Source organism: Reichenbachiella sp. MALMAid0571 (genome assembly GCF_040151475.1).
In the GTDB taxonomy this organism is placed as follows: Bacteria; Bacteroidota; Bacteroidia; order Cytophagales; family Cyclobacteriaceae; genus CAXBNB01.
Map to the genome: position 1 here is coordinate 165,631 of NZ_JBDKWG010000151.1, position 15,222 is coordinate 180,852.

Annotated in this window: 17 protein-coding genes; 11 read left to right on the forward strand and 6 right to left on the reverse strand. The window is 35.9% G+C overall.

Annotated elements, in window-relative coordinates; translation table 11 throughout:
• The first annotated feature begins 42 nt into the window (after positions 1-42).
• From AAOP42_RS22755 to dinB, 3 genes are all read left to right on the forward strand, one after another.
• The gene (locus AAOP42_RS22755) at positions 43-852 is read left to right on the forward strand and encodes an exonuclease domain-containing protein (RefSeq protein ID WP_349530893.1); all 810 of its coding nucleotides are present in this window, start codon (positions 43-45) and stop codon (positions 850-852) included.
• A 153-nt stretch (positions 853-1,005) separates the two neighbouring features.
• Positions 1,006-1,521 (forward strand): thioredoxin family protein, encoded by a 516-nt coding sequence (locus AAOP42_RS22760; RefSeq protein WP_349530894.1) that lies wholly within the window; start codon positions 1,006-1,008, stop codon positions 1,519-1,521.
• A gap of 223 nt (positions 1,522-1,744) precedes the next feature.
• Positions 1,745-2,833: a DNA polymerase IV gene (dinB, locus tag AAOP42_RS22765; protein WP_349530895.1), complete on the forward strand. Its 1,089-nt coding sequence runs from the start codon at positions 1,745-1,747 to the stop codon at positions 2,831-2,833.
• Here the strand turns inward: dinB and AAOP42_RS22770 are convergent, their stop codons facing one another.
• Entirely contained in the window at positions 2,834-3,202 is a 369-nt protein-coding gene (locus AAOP42_RS22770) for an ArsC/Spx/MgsR family protein (protein WP_349530896.1), read from the reverse strand.
• A 223-nt stretch (positions 3,203-3,425) separates the two neighbouring features.
• Here AAOP42_RS22770 and AAOP42_RS22775 point away from each other — a divergent pair, with 223 nt between their 5' ends.
• Positions 3,426-3,827: a DUF3127 domain-containing protein gene (locus tag AAOP42_RS22775; RefSeq protein WP_349530897.1), complete on the forward strand. Its 402-nt coding sequence runs from the start codon at positions 3,426-3,428 to the stop codon at positions 3,825-3,827.
• A gap of 153 nt (positions 3,828-3,980) precedes the next feature.
• A complete protein-coding gene (locus tag AAOP42_RS22780; protein ID WP_349530898.1) occupies positions 3,981-4,337 on the forward strand; it encodes a hypothetical protein in 357 nt (118 codons plus the stop codon).
• Here AAOP42_RS22780 and ddlA read toward each other — a convergent pair whose 3' ends face one another.
• Complete coding sequence (gene ddlA, locus AAOP42_RS22785) at positions 4,338-5,432, reverse strand: D-alanine--D-alanine ligase (protein ID WP_349530899.1); 1,095 nt, start codon at positions 5,430-5,432, stop codon at positions 4,338-4,340.
• Between the two features lie 251 nt (positions 5,433-5,683).
• Here ddlA and AAOP42_RS22790 point away from each other — a divergent pair, with 251 nt between their 5' ends.
• Positions 5,684-6,559, forward strand: coding sequence for a PASTA domain-containing protein (locus tag AAOP42_RS22790; RefSeq protein ID WP_349530900.1), 876 nt, complete (start codon positions 5,684-5,686; stop codon positions 6,557-6,559).
• A 58-nt stretch (positions 6,560-6,617) separates the two neighbouring features.
• Positions 6,618-8,504 carry a T9SS type A sorting domain-containing protein gene (locus AAOP42_RS22795; protein ID WP_349530901.1) on the forward strand — a complete coding sequence of 629 codons (1,887 nt, stop codon included), beginning with the start codon at positions 6,618-6,620 and terminating at the stop codon, positions 8,502-8,504.
• A 6-nt stretch (positions 8,505-8,510) separates the two neighbouring features.
• Here AAOP42_RS22795 and nspC read toward each other — a convergent pair whose 3' ends face one another.
• Positions 8,511-9,638, reverse strand: coding sequence for a carboxynorspermidine decarboxylase (gene nspC / locus AAOP42_RS22800; protein WP_349530902.1), 1,128 nt, complete (start codon positions 9,636-9,638; stop codon positions 8,511-8,513).
• A gap of 12 nt (positions 9,639-9,650) precedes the next feature.
• Positions 9,651-10,853: a saccharopine dehydrogenase family protein gene (locus AAOP42_RS22805; RefSeq protein WP_349530903.1), complete on the reverse strand. Its 1,203-nt coding sequence runs from the start codon at positions 10,851-10,853 to the stop codon at positions 9,651-9,653.
• 186 nt (positions 10,854-11,039) lie between these two features.
• On the opposite strand from AAOP42_RS22805, the gene AAOP42_RS22810 reads away from it, so the two are divergent.
• The 3 genes from AAOP42_RS22810 to AAOP42_RS22820 all read left to right on the forward strand — a co-directional run bounded on the left by AAOP42_RS22810 (position 11,040) and on the right by AAOP42_RS22820 (position 13,108).
• Positions 11,040-11,681, forward strand: a complete 642-nt coding sequence (locus AAOP42_RS22810) for a DUF4136 domain-containing protein (protein WP_349530904.1) — start codon at positions 11,040-11,042, stop codon at positions 11,679-11,681.
• Positions 11,682-11,835: 154 nt separating this feature from the next.
• Positions 11,836-12,336 carry a c-type cytochrome gene (locus AAOP42_RS22815; RefSeq protein ID WP_349530905.1) on the forward strand — a complete coding sequence of 167 codons (501 nt, stop codon included), beginning with the start codon at positions 11,836-11,838 and terminating at the stop codon, positions 12,334-12,336.
• Between the two features lie 187 nt (positions 12,337-12,523).
• Positions 12,524-13,108 (forward strand): YceI family protein, encoded by a 585-nt coding sequence (locus tag AAOP42_RS22820; protein ID WP_349530906.1) that lies wholly within the window; start codon positions 12,524-12,526, stop codon positions 13,106-13,108.
• A 53-nt stretch (positions 13,109-13,161) separates the two neighbouring features.
• Here AAOP42_RS22820 and AAOP42_RS22825 read toward each other — a convergent pair whose 3' ends face one another.
• The gene (locus tag AAOP42_RS22825; RefSeq protein ID WP_349530907.1) at positions 13,162-14,226 is read right to left on the reverse strand and encodes a PA0069 family radical SAM protein; all 1,065 of its coding nucleotides are present in this window, start codon (positions 14,224-14,226) and stop codon (positions 13,162-13,164) included.
• A gap of 126 nt (positions 14,227-14,352) precedes the next feature.
• Here AAOP42_RS22825 and AAOP42_RS22830 point away from each other — a divergent pair, with 126 nt between their 5' ends.
• Entirely contained in the window at positions 14,353-14,787 is a 435-nt protein-coding gene (locus AAOP42_RS22830; RefSeq protein WP_349530908.1) for a peptidylprolyl isomerase, read from the forward strand.
• Between the two features lie 57 nt (positions 14,788-14,844).
• Here the strand turns inward: AAOP42_RS22830 and AAOP42_RS22835 are convergent, their stop codons facing one another.
• Positions 14,845-15,195, reverse strand: coding sequence for a response regulator (locus AAOP42_RS22835; RefSeq protein WP_349530909.1), 351 nt, complete (start codon positions 15,193-15,195; stop codon positions 14,845-14,847).
• Positions 15,196-15,222: the final 27 nt, after the last annotated feature.

The following is a 15,222-nucleotide window of genomic DNA, read 5'->3' on the forward strand; positions in this document are numbered from 1 at the left end:
GTTAAACCAAATAATCAGGATTTCCTGAATGACCACATATTTATGCAACTCAAATTAAGAAATCCGTTAGTATTTTTTGACCTTGAAACTACAGGTATCAACACAGCCAAAGACAGAATTGTAGAATTGTCCTTTGTCAAGGTTTTACTCAATGGTGAAACCACCATAAAAACGCTGAAAATAAATCCTACCATACCTATTCCTATAGAAACCAGTTTAATACATGGCATCTACGACAAGGATGTTGAAAATGAACCTACATTTAAAAGCATAGCCAAAAATCTGGCTGCTTTTTTGGAAGGATGTGACCTGGCTGGGTTCAACATCTTAAAATTTGATGTACCTGTACTGGCAGAGGAATTTCTCAGAGCTGAAGTGGATTTTGACATGAGCAGTAGAAAATTAATTGATGCTCAAAAAATTTTCCACATGATGGAAAAAAGGACATTAACTGCCGCATACAAATTTTATTGTGGAAAAGAACTTGAAGGTGCTCATGGAGCAGAAGCTGACACACTTGCCACCTATGAAGTTTTAAAAGCTCAGGTAGAGAAATACGACGGACAGGATGTTGTTGACAACCTGGGCAAGAAACTCGGAACTATCAGCAACGATATGGCTACCTTGCATAGCATCACCTCTTCTAATATGGTTGACCTGGCAGGCAGGATCATAAAGAACAATGACGGAGTTGAGGTGTTCAACTTCGGTAAGCATCGCCTAAAACCTGTTGAAGAAATTTTCGCTAAAGAACCCGGGTATTACGACTGGATGATGAAAGGAGATTTCCCATTAGATACAAAAAAGAAGTTGACTGCTATAAAATTACGGGGATTCAACAGTGGCAACTAATAATTCCCAATGCCATTTATTGAAAGTAAGGCTCGTTTTTTGTTAATTTGTAACAGTTCTATAATTGAAACGTTCAAAAAAATACTGTTTGTAAAATAAAAAAGGAACTAAATTGTTGTAAAAACAGTTGGTTGTAACAGAAAAGAAAAACTAATGAAGCTCAGGAAATTATATATTTTACCAATCTTGCTACTTACCGTAGCTACAGTATTTGCTCAGGAAAAAAAAGTAGAATTTAAAAAAGCACAAGATGACAACTGGCTGGTAGATATTGATGAAGCTTATAGGATTTCTAAGAAAACGGACAAACCAATCCTTGCCAACTTTACCGGAAGTGACTGGTGTGGATGGTGCAAAAAATTAAGAGCGGAAGTATTTAACAAACCTGAGTTTAAAAAATGGGCTGAAGAAAATGTTATTCTATTAGAACTTGACTTTCCAAGAAGAACGCAACTACCTGCGCAACAAATGGATCAAAACAGAGGCCTGCAGCAGGCTTTTCAGGTGCGTGGATTTCCGACCATTTGGGTTTTTTCCCTGGACAAACCTGAAGAAGCTAAAAACTATGCAATAACAGCTTATGGAAAAACCGGATACCTGAGTGGTGGCGCATCTAACTTCACAAAAGAAGTAGATAAAATGATTTCAAGGAAAACAGCTTCAAAATAATAAAGTACCAGGAATCAATCTTCGATTGATTTTTCTATCTGTTTTACCCCTCCCATTTTCCTGAATTCAGTTCTCCTCGAGAAATCTATTGCCAATAAAATCATGGCAATGAAGAATATCGCTGCAATAATCAAAAAGATTTTCTTAGACTTTTTCAACTCTTTATAGTTTATCAAAAAATAATTTCAACAAATTTAAATTTTGATACAAATATCACAATCCAATGAATGTGGATCAAGCAGATGGACTAAGAAAAATAATTCACATCGACATGGATGCATTTTTCGCATCTGTAGAGCAAAGAGATAATCCGGATCTCAAAGGAAAACCAGTAGCTGTTGGGGGCAGCAGACAAAGAGGTGTAGTAGCTGCGGCTTCCTATGAAGCCAGGAGGTATGGAGTACACTCAGCACTCGCTTCTGTCACTGCTTACCGAAGATGCCCCAACATCATATTTGTACCTCCCAGGTTTGATGTATATAAAAAAGTATCCGAACAAATCAGGGAAATATTTTTAGACTATACAGATTTAGTAGAACCTCTCTCTTTGGATGAAGCTTACCTGGATGTGACCAGCAACAAAAAGGGCATGCCATCAGCCACTCTCATAGCCAAAGAGATAAGGGCAAGAATAAAAGAAACCACAAACCTAACAGCATCTGCAGGTATTTCTATCAATAAATTTCTGGCCAAGACCGCATCGGATATCAATAAACCAAACGGGTTAACATTGATAAAACCTGATGAGGCTACCAGTTTTATTGAGAAATTGAAAATTGAAAAATTTCATGGTATAGGAAAGGTCACTGCAAAAAAAATGAGCAGAATGGGCATTCACTGTGGCCTGGATTTAAAATCAAAATCTCTTTCATTCTTACAATCCAACTTTGGAAAAACAGGAAAGTATTATTACAATATTGCCAGAGCTATTGATGAAAGAGAGGTAAATCCAAATAGGATTAGAAAATCAGTAAGTGTAGAAAACACTTTTGATTATGACATTGTCGCTACAAAAGACATTATTCAGGAATTAGAGATTCTTTCTGATTCGCTTTTTTCAAGGATAGAAAAATCAAAATCATACGGAAGAACACTCACTATAAAATTTAAATTTGATGATTTTACTCAAATCACACGGAGTAAAACTTCTTTTGATTTTCTCAGATCAAAAGAGAGTATTATCAACTTGATGAAAGAAATAGTTCAGACCGAAACCAGTGAATTTAAACCCATTCGTCTTTTGGGAATTGGTATCTCTAATCTGGAGCATGAAGGAGAAAATCACTATATACAACTCACTCTGGATTTCTGATCAGGTCAGAGATTGCAAATTAAAAATATCAGCTTTGTTAGTAATGATATACGCTTTGGATTCCGTTAATACAATGGGGGTTTTCAATAATTGAGGGTATTTGTGGAAAAGTTTAATATAATCTTCTTCTTTAAAATGATCTATTTGAGATTTAAATCGATCCATAAAACTAGATTCTGCAATTATCAGATCTTTAGAGTCCATCTTCAAACGAAGGAGCAAATCCTTAATAAATGAAATGCTAAGGCTAACTTTTGATGTGTCGTATTTTTTTATATGACTACTCAGTATATTCATGTAAGCCAGTGTTTCCTTACTAAAATTATCCTCTCCATTGTACACTATGGTCATTTTACTAATTGTAGTCATTCTATTTTCAATTTACTCTTTTCAAGTATTTCAAAATTAGAAAGAGGAGTAAGCACCAACATTGACATCCATCAATCAGCATGTTTTTTTTACATGACTTTAATCACATTTTAGCAGAGACTTCTGATAAAAAATAGAGATATTCATTTTTTATCTCTCTATACTTTGGGATGAATTGAATAAAAATTCATCTTTGTCAAACAAAATAGAAAGAACAAAAATTATGGAGATCAAAGGAAAGTTGATAGAAAAATCAGAAACTGCAAATGTCACTGCAACATTTAAAAAAAGAGAATTTGTACTGGAATACGCAGAGAATCCACAGTATCCTGAGTTTATCAAATTTGAATTAATACAAGATAAATGTGATCAGCTTGACGGATTTAATATAGGCCAGGAAATCAATGTGGCTTTTAACTTGAAAGGCAGAAAATGGACTGATCCTCAAGGAGTGGTCAAATATTTCAATTCCTTACAAGCGTGGAAACTTTCGGCAGCACACGACATTACAGTCGGTACACCAAGCAATAAGCCTTCTGTAGAGCCTGAAGCTCTATCGGGTCAATCGGAACCTGAATGGTTACAAAGCACAAGTGGAACTGACGGAGATGATTTGCCTTTCTAAAGCGTGTTTTATATTAATCTTCAAAAAAACTCCAACTTATTTAAGTTAAAATTTATCAAGTGAAATTTTATTACTATTTTGATGTATAAATACTAATAAAATTTATAGAATTAAAGCATCAACCAACAACACCTATTAATATAATTATTGGCTATGAATGTAAACAAACCACGAGTAATAAAAGATTTCGAAAAACTGGATGAATCAATTCGCGAACAGATTAAACTGGTATATCCGGAGGGATTTGTGGACAACTTAATATCTTATGTCAACAAAGACGGACAAAAAGTGAGTGCATTGCCACTGGAAACAGATGAATTTTACTATCTGGTAAGAATGACCACCAAACAAGCTGCCCAAATCATTGACGAAGACGATGACTTTGATGATGACGGTATATTAAAATCTGAAGTGAAAGAAGATTATGAAAATAAGTATTCAGATTTAGATTATTTATCGGACAATAGCGATGATGATGGTGGTGATGATGATGACGATGATTACGACTGATCATCGTGTCGTTTTTATTCTTTTTTCCTTCTCAAACCTGTCAATTGCCAATTCGATCAGTTTACTGATCAATTGGCTGTAAGAAATCCCACTTGCCTCCCATAATTTAGGATACATACTGATTTTTGTAAACCCGGGTATAGTATTTATTTCATTGACGATAATTCTATTGTCTTTCGTTAAAAACACATCTACCCTTGCAAATCCTTCACAGGACAATGTCTTAAAAGTCTTAATGGCGATATCTTGAATCTGAGATTGTATATCAGATTCAACCTGAGCTGGAATATCAATCTTAAAACCAGAAGCATCAACATATTTGGCATCATAAGAATAAAAAGAATCACTAAAGCTAATCTCTCCCACAACTGAAGCTTTTGGGTTTTCATTTCCCAGTATAGCACACTCAATCTCTCTTCCAGCTATGAATTCTTCAATAATAATCTTATTGTCATATTCAAAGGCCTCCTTCACCGCTTTTATATATTCCTCTTCTGTATCAGCTCTATTGATGCCTACTGACGAACCTAAATTCGCAGGTTTTACAAAACATGGAAGTCCCAATTTACCTTCAACATCATCAAATGACGGGATTTCATCTTGAATTCTTAGTGTTATAAATTTTCCGATTGGCAATCCGGCATCTCGCAGCAGGCGCTTCATCACATCCTTATCCATACCAACAGCCGAGCCCAATACACCTGCTCCAACAAATGGAATATTTGCCAGTTTCAACAAACCCTGAATTGTCCCGTCTTCGCCGAAGGGACCGTGCAAAACAGGAAAAACAACATCTATTTTCTGATCAAACCCTGAGTTAGTAAAATTAGATATTTTCCCTCCACTCTGCGGAATTAATGCCACTTCATCGCTTTCAAGATTAAGACTAATCGTTGCATCGTCATGGCTGTTAAGTAAAATAGAAGTACTTTCATTGAGAAGCCAGTTACCCCCTTTGTCTATCCCTATTAGTATTGGATTGAACCGCTCTTTGTCGATGGCTTCAATGACATTTTTAGCCGATTTTAAAGATATCTCATGTTCGGCTGACTTCCCTCCAAACAGTAACGCTACATTAATTTTCTTCTTTTCCATATTCTCATTCAAATATAGCAGGCAATTAGCAATGTGCAATTATTCGTGCACAATTTTCAATTTCATTCAAAATATCATGAGTTGTTTCAAAACAATTTCAGCTTTCATCTCTACATTTATATATATCCAATATCCTAAATAATTGATATCTCTATAATTTTGAAACAGAAGCTCAACAAAAGATTTCAATTGATCTGTAGATTAACAATTCAATTGATTAATTTTCCATTTTTAAAAAACAATCATCTCGAATGGGTGAAAAACTTCAGGATGTTTTAAGAATATTAAAACATTTAGCCATAGTTTCGGCAATTATATTATGCCTAATTGTCGGATTTTTCTACATCTATCTGCCTATCGTCACCAATCATGGTGACTCAATATCCGTCCCCAACCTGGAAGGTAAAGACATTGAATCTTTAGAAGAATTTATGGCCAATAAAAAATTGAGATATGAGGTAGAACCTGATTCGGGGTATTCAGCTAAATATCCTCCTTTAGCAGTACTTAAGCAATTTCCTCTGCCAAATTCAAAAGTGAAGGAAAACCGAAAAATTTACATTACGCTAAATGCGAATAAACCTCCGGTGATTCGGGTGCCCAATCTATATGGATACTCTTTAAAGGATGCAATGCTTCAATTAAACAGTCTTGGACTAGCGGTCGGGGTTACCAAATATGTCCCCGAACTTCATATCAACACTGTATTAGAATGGAGTTACAATGGTAAAAAAATGAAACCTGATCAGGAAGTGCCCAAAGGATCAAAAATTGATTTTACCCTGGCAGATGGAGCTGGAAATCAGAAGTTTCCTATCCCAAACCTTATCGGTCAGGATTTTGAAGATGGAAAAGTAGCTTTATTCGGTATGGGGCTGAAAGTTGGTAACTTATTTTTCAAAAAAGAGGGCATCATCGAAGTGGAAACCAAAGACGAATTGGGAAATGTAGAGTTGAAAGAAATCAAAATTGGCCAGGGAAAAATATTCAAACAAAAACCAGCCAGTCAGCAAGGGTCTATAAGGATAGGAGAACCAATAGATCTTTGGGTGGTAGAAACCGATTCCGTTGATTTATTCGACATTCAGGATTTGGATTTAGGGAGTGAAGAAAAATCAGAAGAATAATTCTCAAAATAAAATCAACCATAACTTATTGCGTTAGGTATTAGTAAAACCGAATTTAGTGAACAGATTATTTCTATTATTACTCTTTTTTTTAATTAATACAACTTTGCTGGCGCAATTGGAATTGAGACCTATTCCCAAATTCCACTCAACCACCACTCCCTCCTATTCCAACGGAAGGACTACCGCTGCTCTGGCAAAACTTGACACGATCTCTCTTCCATTTTGGGACGATTTTTCGTTTTCATCTCCGGGAGTTGACACCACACTTTGGCAAAATGGCGTAGGTGTATTTATCAATCCTTCCATAGGCATCAACCAACCTACCATCAATGTAGCTACTTTTGATGGTATAAACTCTACAGGCAGGCCTTACAACTCAGAATCTGACTTTGTAGCACCTACCGATAGCCTTATATCACAGGCAATAGATTTGTCTGAAGTACCTATTGAAAAAGAAAACAGCGTGTACCTGAGTTTCTTCTGGCAGATGAAAGGCTGGGGTGAGCTGCCAGATCCTAAAGACTCCATTCGGGTTGATTTTCTCAACCGCAACGGAGAATGGATTAGAAAATGGTCGGTAGCAGGACTCCCGGCAAACCTTTCTAACGACTTTCAAAAAGTATATATTCAGGTTTCAGGTTCGCAGTTCTTTCACGAAGGGTTTAGATTCAAGTTTCAAAGCTATGGGAAAACTACAGGGGCATTTGACAGTTGGCACATAGACTATGTATATTTAAATCAAGACAGAAATACCAACAACGAATCTATTTTTGATCATGCAGTAACGAATGAACCCCTATCCATTTTTAAAACTTATACTTCCATACCTTATTCACAATTGTTTGCCTTTCCTGATACTATATTTTCTTCTGTAAAAGTTACATTGTCCAGTTTTGAAAACAATATACAACCGGTAGAATACAACTACATTATAAGAGATGAATTGGCAGGTCAGGAAATATTCCGTGAAAACAGTACAATCAATCCACTTTCTGCTTTTGGCAGGGCTGAAGTAGAAACAGAGGTGATTGATCATTCTATCTTTAATGAAAATACAGATTCGTTGTATATATCTACAGAATTTGAATTTATAAGCGGTGATAATTATTTCATCAAATCAATCAATAATGGAGGAGCCGATACTACTTTTCTTGTAGATGAAGAATACAACTTCAGGCTAAATGACAATGTAAAAAAAGTATTTAAGATCCATGATGTATTGTCGTATGACGATGGATCTGCAGAATTTGCCGCAGGAATAAATCAAAGTAATGGACAAATAGCCATTGAATTTGTACTGGCAGAGCAAGATACCATAACCGATATTGACATCTATTTTCCATTGATCAAACCAGTAATATCCTCTGGAGAACAAATGAATCTTTCAGTTTTCAGGAATCTTTCAGGGGAAACAGGTTCAATTTCAGCTAAACAAAATTTCGTTATAGAACCCAGTGATTCAATCAATCAGTTCACTCGTTATACTTTCGAGTTTCCTGTAGTAGTTTCAGGCACTTTCTACATCGGGTTTCAACAATTCAAAGATGACTTTATTGGCATAGGCTTAGATAAGACCAACAATCAGGGAAGTAAAATATACGTAAACACTGAAGGAGATTGGAATTCGAATGTAGTAGTAGAAGGAAGTCTGATGATCCGGCCTATCTTTGGAAAAACCAACTACGACCCCAATGCGGTAGTAGGAATTGAAAAAGATAAAGCAGAAAAATTTCTTCAATTCTATCCAAACCCCGCTCAAAATACCATCAACATAAAGGGGACATTTGATCAAATAGAAATGTTCTCTATTTCGGGAAGATCAGTAAATTTATCAATTTCAGAAAATAAAATTGATGTATCAGGATTGACCAACGGAATTTACATCCTTAAAGGAAATAAAAACGGCAATTCTCAAATTGAAAAGGTAATCATAAGGCACTAAATCCTTTCAAGAAAGCCTATCTTTATAATCATTGTAGCCAAACGTTCTAACCAGCTCAAGCTCACCTGTCCTTCTGATGATTCCAATGGAAGGATGCTTTACTCCGTTAAAGGTAGTGGTCTTAACCATAGTGTAGTGAATCATATCCTCAAAAATTAATTGATCACCAACATGAAGCTCATTGTCAAAAGAATAGGTATCCAGATAATCTCCTGCAAGACAACTTACACCACCGATTTTATATTTGTATGATCCAATGTCCCTATCGGTATGCCCTTGCTTGACTTTGGGTCTGTAAGGCATTTCCAAACAATCCGGCATATGACAAGTAAATGAACCATCAATTATGGCAGTCTTAACACCTCCATTTTCAACTATATCTAACACAGTAGTCTGCAACTCTCCAGTCTGCCAGGCCACAGCACTACCTGGCTCTAAAACCACATCCACCTTATACTTCTCTTTAAATTTCCTAAGCAAGTCGATCAAGTGATCAACATCATATCCGGCTCTTGTAATGGCATGCCCCCCACCCATGTTTACCCATTTCACTTTTTTCAGTTCATTACCAAACCTTGCTTCCAAAGCTTCCAGCACACCTTTTAAGGCATACGAATCTGACTCACACAATACATGAAAATGAAGTCCATCAATTCCCTCTGGAAGACCATTGGCAAAATGTTCCTTCGTCATTCCTAATCTCGAATCCGGAGCAGACGGATTATACAAATCAGTACTTACATCAGAAAACTCAGGATTGACTCTGATACCACAGGAAACACCCCACTTTTTAGCTTTCTCTCTATACCTTTCAAATTGGTTAAGAGAATTAAAAGTAATATGACTACTTGATTGCAATATCTGATCAATTTCATCTTCGGTATAAGCTACCGAGTAAGTGTGGGCTTTGCATTTCATTTCCTCAACACAAAGCTTTACTTCATTAAGAGAGCTTGCTGTAGCCCCTTTAAGGTATTTTCTAACCAATGGAAAGGCACTCCACATGGCGAATCCCTTAAAAGCCAGAATAATATCTACGCCTGTTTCACTTTGTACCCGCTTTAACAACTGTAGATTCTTTTCTAACCGAACTTCATCCAATACAAAACATGGCGAGGGAAATTTTTCTTCCATAATACTGGAAATCTAAACTTCTAAATCTATCTCATGCATTTCGTTCCAGGGTAATCCGTACTTTGGAAGTTCTGCCATGAAAGGATCAGGATTCATCTCTTCTACATTGAAAACACCTGCTCCGGACCACTCGCCTGTTAGCACCATCAATGCACCAATCATTGCCGGCACACCGGTAGTAAAAGATACTCCTTGTGCTCTGGTATCGTCAAAAGCATCCTGATGTTTACAATTGTTATAAATATAATAAGTTCTGATATCTCCATCTTTCACTCCTTTAATCCGACATCCTATAGACGTCTGCCCATTGTAATTTTCAGCAAGGCTTCCCGGATCCGGCAACACAGCTTTCAGAAATTGCAATGGCACAATCTCTTTACCTTCGTACATTACAGGCTCAATAGAGGCCATACCTATGTTTTGAATTACCCTTAGGTGAGTAAGGTATTCATCTCCAAAAGTCATCCAAAAACGTGCTCTTTTTAATGATGGAAAGTTTTTAACCAACGATTCCAGTTCTTCATGATAAATCACATAGGAATTTCGGGCTCCTATCTCAGGATAATTAATTGATTTTTTAATTTCATGGGGTTCTGTTTCTACCCACTTACCATTTTCATAATATTTGCCTTTTTGAGTTACTTCCCGAATATTTATTTCAGGGTTGAAATTAGTAGCAAAAGCCTTCCCATGATCTCCTGCATTGCAATCAACAATATCCAGGTAATGAATTTCATCAAAATGATGCTTTGCAGCATAAGCGGTAAATATACTTGTAACACCAGGATCAAATCCACAACCCAGAATGGCTGTCAGGCCAGCTTCCTTAAATCTGTCTTGATAGTCCCATTGCCATTTATATTCGAATTTAGCCTCGTCTTTTGGCTCATAATTGGCTGTATCCAAATAGTGCACGCCTGTTTCCAGGCATGCATCCATTATCGTTAAATCCTGATATGGCAATGCGACATTAATTACTATTTTGGGTTGCACTTCATTGATCAAACTGACCAACTCAGGTACATTGTCTGCATCAACCTGAGCAGTCTTTACTTCTACCCCCAAATCAGTCAAAATATCTTTTGCTATAACATCACATTTAGACTGTGTCCTACTTGCTAAAGTGATATTTTTAAACAGATCAGCAACTTGTGCACACTTGTAGGAAACCACTCTTCCAACACCTCCGGCACCTATAATCAATACATTTGACATTTACAATATTCTTAATAAAATGATAGGAAAATTTAAAATTTAGTCGTAACTATTACGCTTTATAAAAAAATAAATATAAAAAAACTCAAACATTTACCAAATAAAATATTTTTAGCTATCTTATAGACTCCAATAATAATATAGAATACAATGACTCGCTAGAATTATTAAAAAACTAACAAAAACATGATAACTAAATACCGAATAAATCCTATCGCTAAATTAATTGTTTTAACATTAATTATTACAAGTTGTGTTTCTCACAGGGACTACATCATTGATTCCGATTACAGTTATGATGGAAATTTCAAAAGGTATAAAACTTTTGATTTCATTAAAAATGCCAATGAAGATACCCTACACAACAGGGAACTTATCAAAACTACCATGATGAACCGTCTCGGTGCGCAAGGATATAAAATAAGTGAGACAAAACCTGACCTTCTCATCATGTATAAAATATTTTATGATGATTTTTATCTTAGGGGCTATAACCAACCAAAGTTTGAAACCTGGGTTGGTACGAATTCATTCTTAAATACCAAACAAACACAAAGCACAAGACCATCAGTTGCAAATCTCGACCAATATGAAGACGATGATGAAGCACGTACAGGGGAATATATGGAGCAAAGGTATTGCATGCATGAAGGAACCCTTCTTGTGGTATTTTATGATAGAAAAAGAAAGAAAACCGTTTGGCAGGGATATGCTTCCGGAGTGTTCTCACGTGCTGACTCCAAATCTGACAGGCACATAAAAGCTGCCACTTCTAAAATATTTAATGAGTTCAGGCTACTTGCTGATGGATTTTTACTCAAGGGATAAGAAAAATAAAAAAATAATTTTAAAGCCATTTCAATTTGAAGTGGCTTTTTTTATGCGCTATTTTGAGTCCTGAAATGACGATCAACCGTGAATAAGATATGCGGTTCAAAGTTGTTAGTATAGGTAATTATTAAATAAACAAAAAAATTCCATTATGAAAAAAATGTATTCCGTTTATGTGAGTTTCACTAAACCCTTGCTTTTCTTATCGTTTTTGCTGGTCATGAGTTGTTCTGGCGACAAAAAGGCCTCTACCACCGAAACTCCCAGCCAACAGGAAGAACCCAAAGAAGCCCCAAAACAAGAAACCACAGACCCTGATCCCCTGAAAAACAAAGGGATAGGTCCTGTAAAGGAAGTAAGCCTTGGAGAGATCGATGATGCCATTGCCACAGAAGGTAAAGCATTGTTCGAGCAACTCTGTACCGCATGCCACAAACCTACAGAAAAGTTGTTGGGACCTGCTCCAAAAGGAATCTTAGAAAGACGTTCACCGGAGTGGGTAATGAATATGATTATAAATCCTGATGTAATGATACAAAAAGATCCAATCGCCAAACAACTTCTGGTAGAAGCCAACGGAATACCTATGGCCAATCAAAACGTATCGCAGGAAGATGCTCGGAAAATTTTAGAATACTTTAGAACACTTTAAATCAAAGGCTCTTTTACCACATGTTGAAATATGATCAAAAAGTGGCTTATACTTATGTAAACAAGCATTTGCAGTAAATTAAGTTTTGGTCTGAAAATTGAAATGATTAATTTTATAAAAAAGATAACTGTAATTACAAATATCTCGTACTAAAGGACTAGTTTAAAAATTAAATAAATATTAAGACATGAAAAAAACAAATTTATTATTAGCTATCGTAGCGATGGTTGCTATTTCATTCAGTGCTTTTGCCGGAAATGAATACAAAATAAATACTAAATCGAGCAAACTAGAATGGCTTGCAAAAAAAGTAACTGGACAACACAATGGTGACATCAGTATAAAAAGTGGAAAGTTGATCTTTGATGGCAGCAAGTTGTCAGGTGGAGAATTTGTGATTGATATGACAACTATAGGAGTACTGGATTTGGAAGAGGGATCTAAAATGCATGGAAAACTTGTCGGTCACCTAAACTCAGCTGACTTTTTTGATACTTCTAATTTTAAAGAAGCAAGTTTCAAAATCACTTCAGCAAAAAAAGCGAAAAGTGATGCTGGAAATTATGAAATCACAGGAGACTTGACCATCAAAGGAAAAACAAACTCTATAACTTTTCCTGCCAATGTTGATAAGAAATCTGCAACAGCCAAAATAGTTTTTGACAGGTCAAAATTCGATATTCGATATGGTTCTAACAGCTTTTTCGATAACCTTGGAGACAAAGCCATTTATGATGATGTGGAAATGACAGTGAGCTTAGTAACAGAATAAACTCAGTTCCATAAGATATTATTAAAGTCCCTTACAGGGACTTTTTTTATGCATTAAAACAAAGAATAATTACCTCCCTTTCGAAATTTTGAGGTATCTAAAGGTGACATTGTTCTATCCTTCATATACTTCTTTACAGATATGTGAAATAAATTCTCAATTGATTCAGACATTACACCATCACCTCTCATCCTCCTACCCCATTGGCTATCATTTACATTTCCACCATGCAGGCTTTCAATTTGATTCCAAACTTTTTCAGCTCGCAATGGAAAGCTTTTGCTCAGCCAATCTTTGAAAACCAAACCAATTTGACCATTTAGCCTCACAGTAGTATAACCAGCTCTTATAGCTCCGGCTTCTGCTGATTTTTGAATTATTTTAGGAATTTCATGGTCATTCAGGCCGGGAACTATTGGTGCAACCATCACCATAACCGGAATACCTGCATCAGCGAGAATTTTAATCGTAGAGAACCTGTTTAAGGAAGAAGAAGTTCTGGGTTCCATCTTTCTCCTTAATTCTTCATTTACAGAAGTTATAGATACAGCAACGCATACAAGGTTGTTCTTTGCCAGTTCTGAAAGGATATCCAAATCTCTTTTAATCAGGCTATTTTTGGTAATTATGCCAACCGGATTCTGATATTTCAAAAACATCTCTAAGAGTTTCCTGGTAATACCAAACCTCTTTTCCAATGGTTGATAGCAATCCGTGTTTCCCGAAAGCATGACAGTAGCAGGCTTCCATGTCTTTTTCAAAAACTCTTTTTCCAATAATTCTGCTGCATTCTTTTTAACTACAATCTTAGATTCAAAATCCATTCCCGCATTAAACCCCCAGTACTCATGTGAATTTCTGGCATAGCAATAGACACATCCATGTTCACACCCTTGATAGGGATTAATCGAATAACGCCATGAAAGGTCAGGGCTATCATTTCTGCTGACAATACCCTTTGGTGATTCGAAAAATATATTTGTTTTAGGAATAGCTGTTTCATAGTCATCTATCCCGTCTGTATTTTCTGCATCAACAAATGTTTTCTCAAATCTGTTACCCGGTTTTATCTGTGCTCCTCTTCCTTTAAATATGTTTTCATTTTTCGGTAATTCCATAAATCTATCTGCTTTATAATTTGAATGTAAAATACTAATAATATTAGTATTTTACATTGTTTATTTTATGAATTAAATTTGCTTCTGATTCCAGAAAATAGATTTTTATAAAATAAAAAGAACAGTATGAGAGCAGAAATCCACACCGCAAAAGGTGTAATGAAGATTGATTTTTATGAAAAAGATGCACCTAATACGGTAAAAAACTTTGTTGAATTGGCTAATCATAACTTCTATGACGGGTTAACTTTTCACAGGGTATTGCCTGATTTTGTAATTCAGGGTGGATGCCCTAATGGTACAGGTGCAGGTGGGCCGGGATATCACATCAATTGTGAACTTGATGGTGAAAACCAATACCATGACAGAGGAGTGCTTTCAATGGCACATGCAGGAAGAAATACAGGAGGCTCTCAGTTTTTCATCTGCCATTCAAGAAATAACACTGCCCATTTGGATCGAAACCACACCTGCTTTGGAAAGGTAGTCGAAGGCCTGGAAGTAATTGATATGATCAAAGAGGGAGATGTAATGGATAAGGTAGTAATTATTGAAGATTGATCAACTTTTGGTTATTAAAAAATGGCTGTTTCATTCAAATTTGAAGCAGCCATTTTTTTATATGCCTTGTTCTATCATTTTTTTCAACTCTTCCCCATTCCATGGTTTACTCATACAACCATCGAAATTAAAAGCTTTCATGGCATCCCTTATCACCTTATCATTGATGTACTCAGAAATGATAATTTTTTTAGTATTAACGTATAACTCACCCACTTTGACAAGTAATTCAATGCCTGTTAGTTCAGGCATACGATGATCTGCAATCACTACATCGATTTGATTTGCACTTAGAATATCCAGAGCCTCTTCACCACTCTCTGCCACAAAAACAGTGTAATATCTCTTAAATGCTATCCTAAATACATTCAAATTTTCCTTTTGATCATCAACATACAAAACATTCATCCCCTGCTATTTTAAATTACATTGTCC

Bases quoted from the DNA above. Each gene is read 5' to 3' on its own strand.
- AAOP42_RS22835 (WP_349530909.1), bottom strand. From the start codon at position 15,195: ATGAATGTTTTGTATGTTGATGATCAAAAGGAAAATTTGAATGTATTT.
- ddlA (WP_349530899.1), bottom strand. From the start codon at position 5,432: ATGGAAAAGAAGAAAATTAATGTAGCGTTACTGTTTGGAGGGAAGTCA.
- AAOP42_RS22815 (WP_349530905.1), top strand. From the start codon at position 11,836: ATGAAAAAAATGTATTCCGTTTATGTGAGTTTCACTAAACCCTTGCTT.
- AAOP42_RS22780 (WP_349530898.1), top strand. From the start codon at position 3,981: ATGAATGTAAACAAACCACGAGTAATAAAAGATTTCGAAAAACTGGAT.
- AAOP42_RS22805 (WP_349530903.1), bottom strand. From the start codon at position 10,853: ATGTCAAATGTATTGATTATAGGTGCCGGAGGTGTTGGAAGAGTGGTT.
- AAOP42_RS22790 (WP_349530900.1), top strand. From the start codon at position 5,684: ATGGGTGAAAAACTTCAGGATGTTTTAAGAATATTAAAACATTTAGCC.
- dinB (WP_349530895.1), top strand. From the start codon at position 1,745: ATGAATGTGGATCAAGCAGATGGACTAAGAAAAATAATTCACATCGAC.
- AAOP42_RS22825 (WP_349530907.1), bottom strand. From the start codon at position 14,226: ATGGAATTACCGAAAAATGAAAACATATTTAAAGGAAGAGGAGCACAG.
- AAOP42_RS22820 (WP_349530906.1), top strand. From the start codon at position 12,524: ATGAAAAAAACAAATTTATTATTAGCTATCGTAGCGATGGTTGCTATT.
- AAOP42_RS22755 (WP_349530893.1), top strand. From the start codon at position 43: ATGCAACTCAAATTAAGAAATCCGTTAGTATTTTTTGACCTTGAAACT.
- nspC (WP_349530902.1), bottom strand. From the start codon at position 9,638: ATGGAAGAAAAATTTCCCTCGCCATGTTTTGTATTGGATGAAGTTCGG.
- AAOP42_RS22770 (WP_349530896.1), bottom strand. From the start codon at position 3,202: ATGACTACAATTAGTAAAATGACCATAGTGTACAATGGAGAGGATAAT.
- AAOP42_RS22810 (WP_349530904.1), top strand. From the start codon at position 11,040: ATGATAACTAAATACCGAATAAATCCTATCGCTAAATTAATTGTTTTA.
- AAOP42_RS22760 (WP_349530894.1), top strand. From the start codon at position 1,006: ATGAAGCTCAGGAAATTATATATTTTACCAATCTTGCTACTTACCGTA.
- AAOP42_RS22830 (WP_349530908.1), top strand. From the start codon at position 14,353: ATGAGAGCAGAAATCCACACCGCAAAAGGTGTAATGAAGATTGATTTT.
- AAOP42_RS22775 (WP_349530897.1), top strand. From the start codon at position 3,426: ATGGAGATCAAAGGAAAGTTGATAGAAAAATCAGAAACTGCAAATGTC.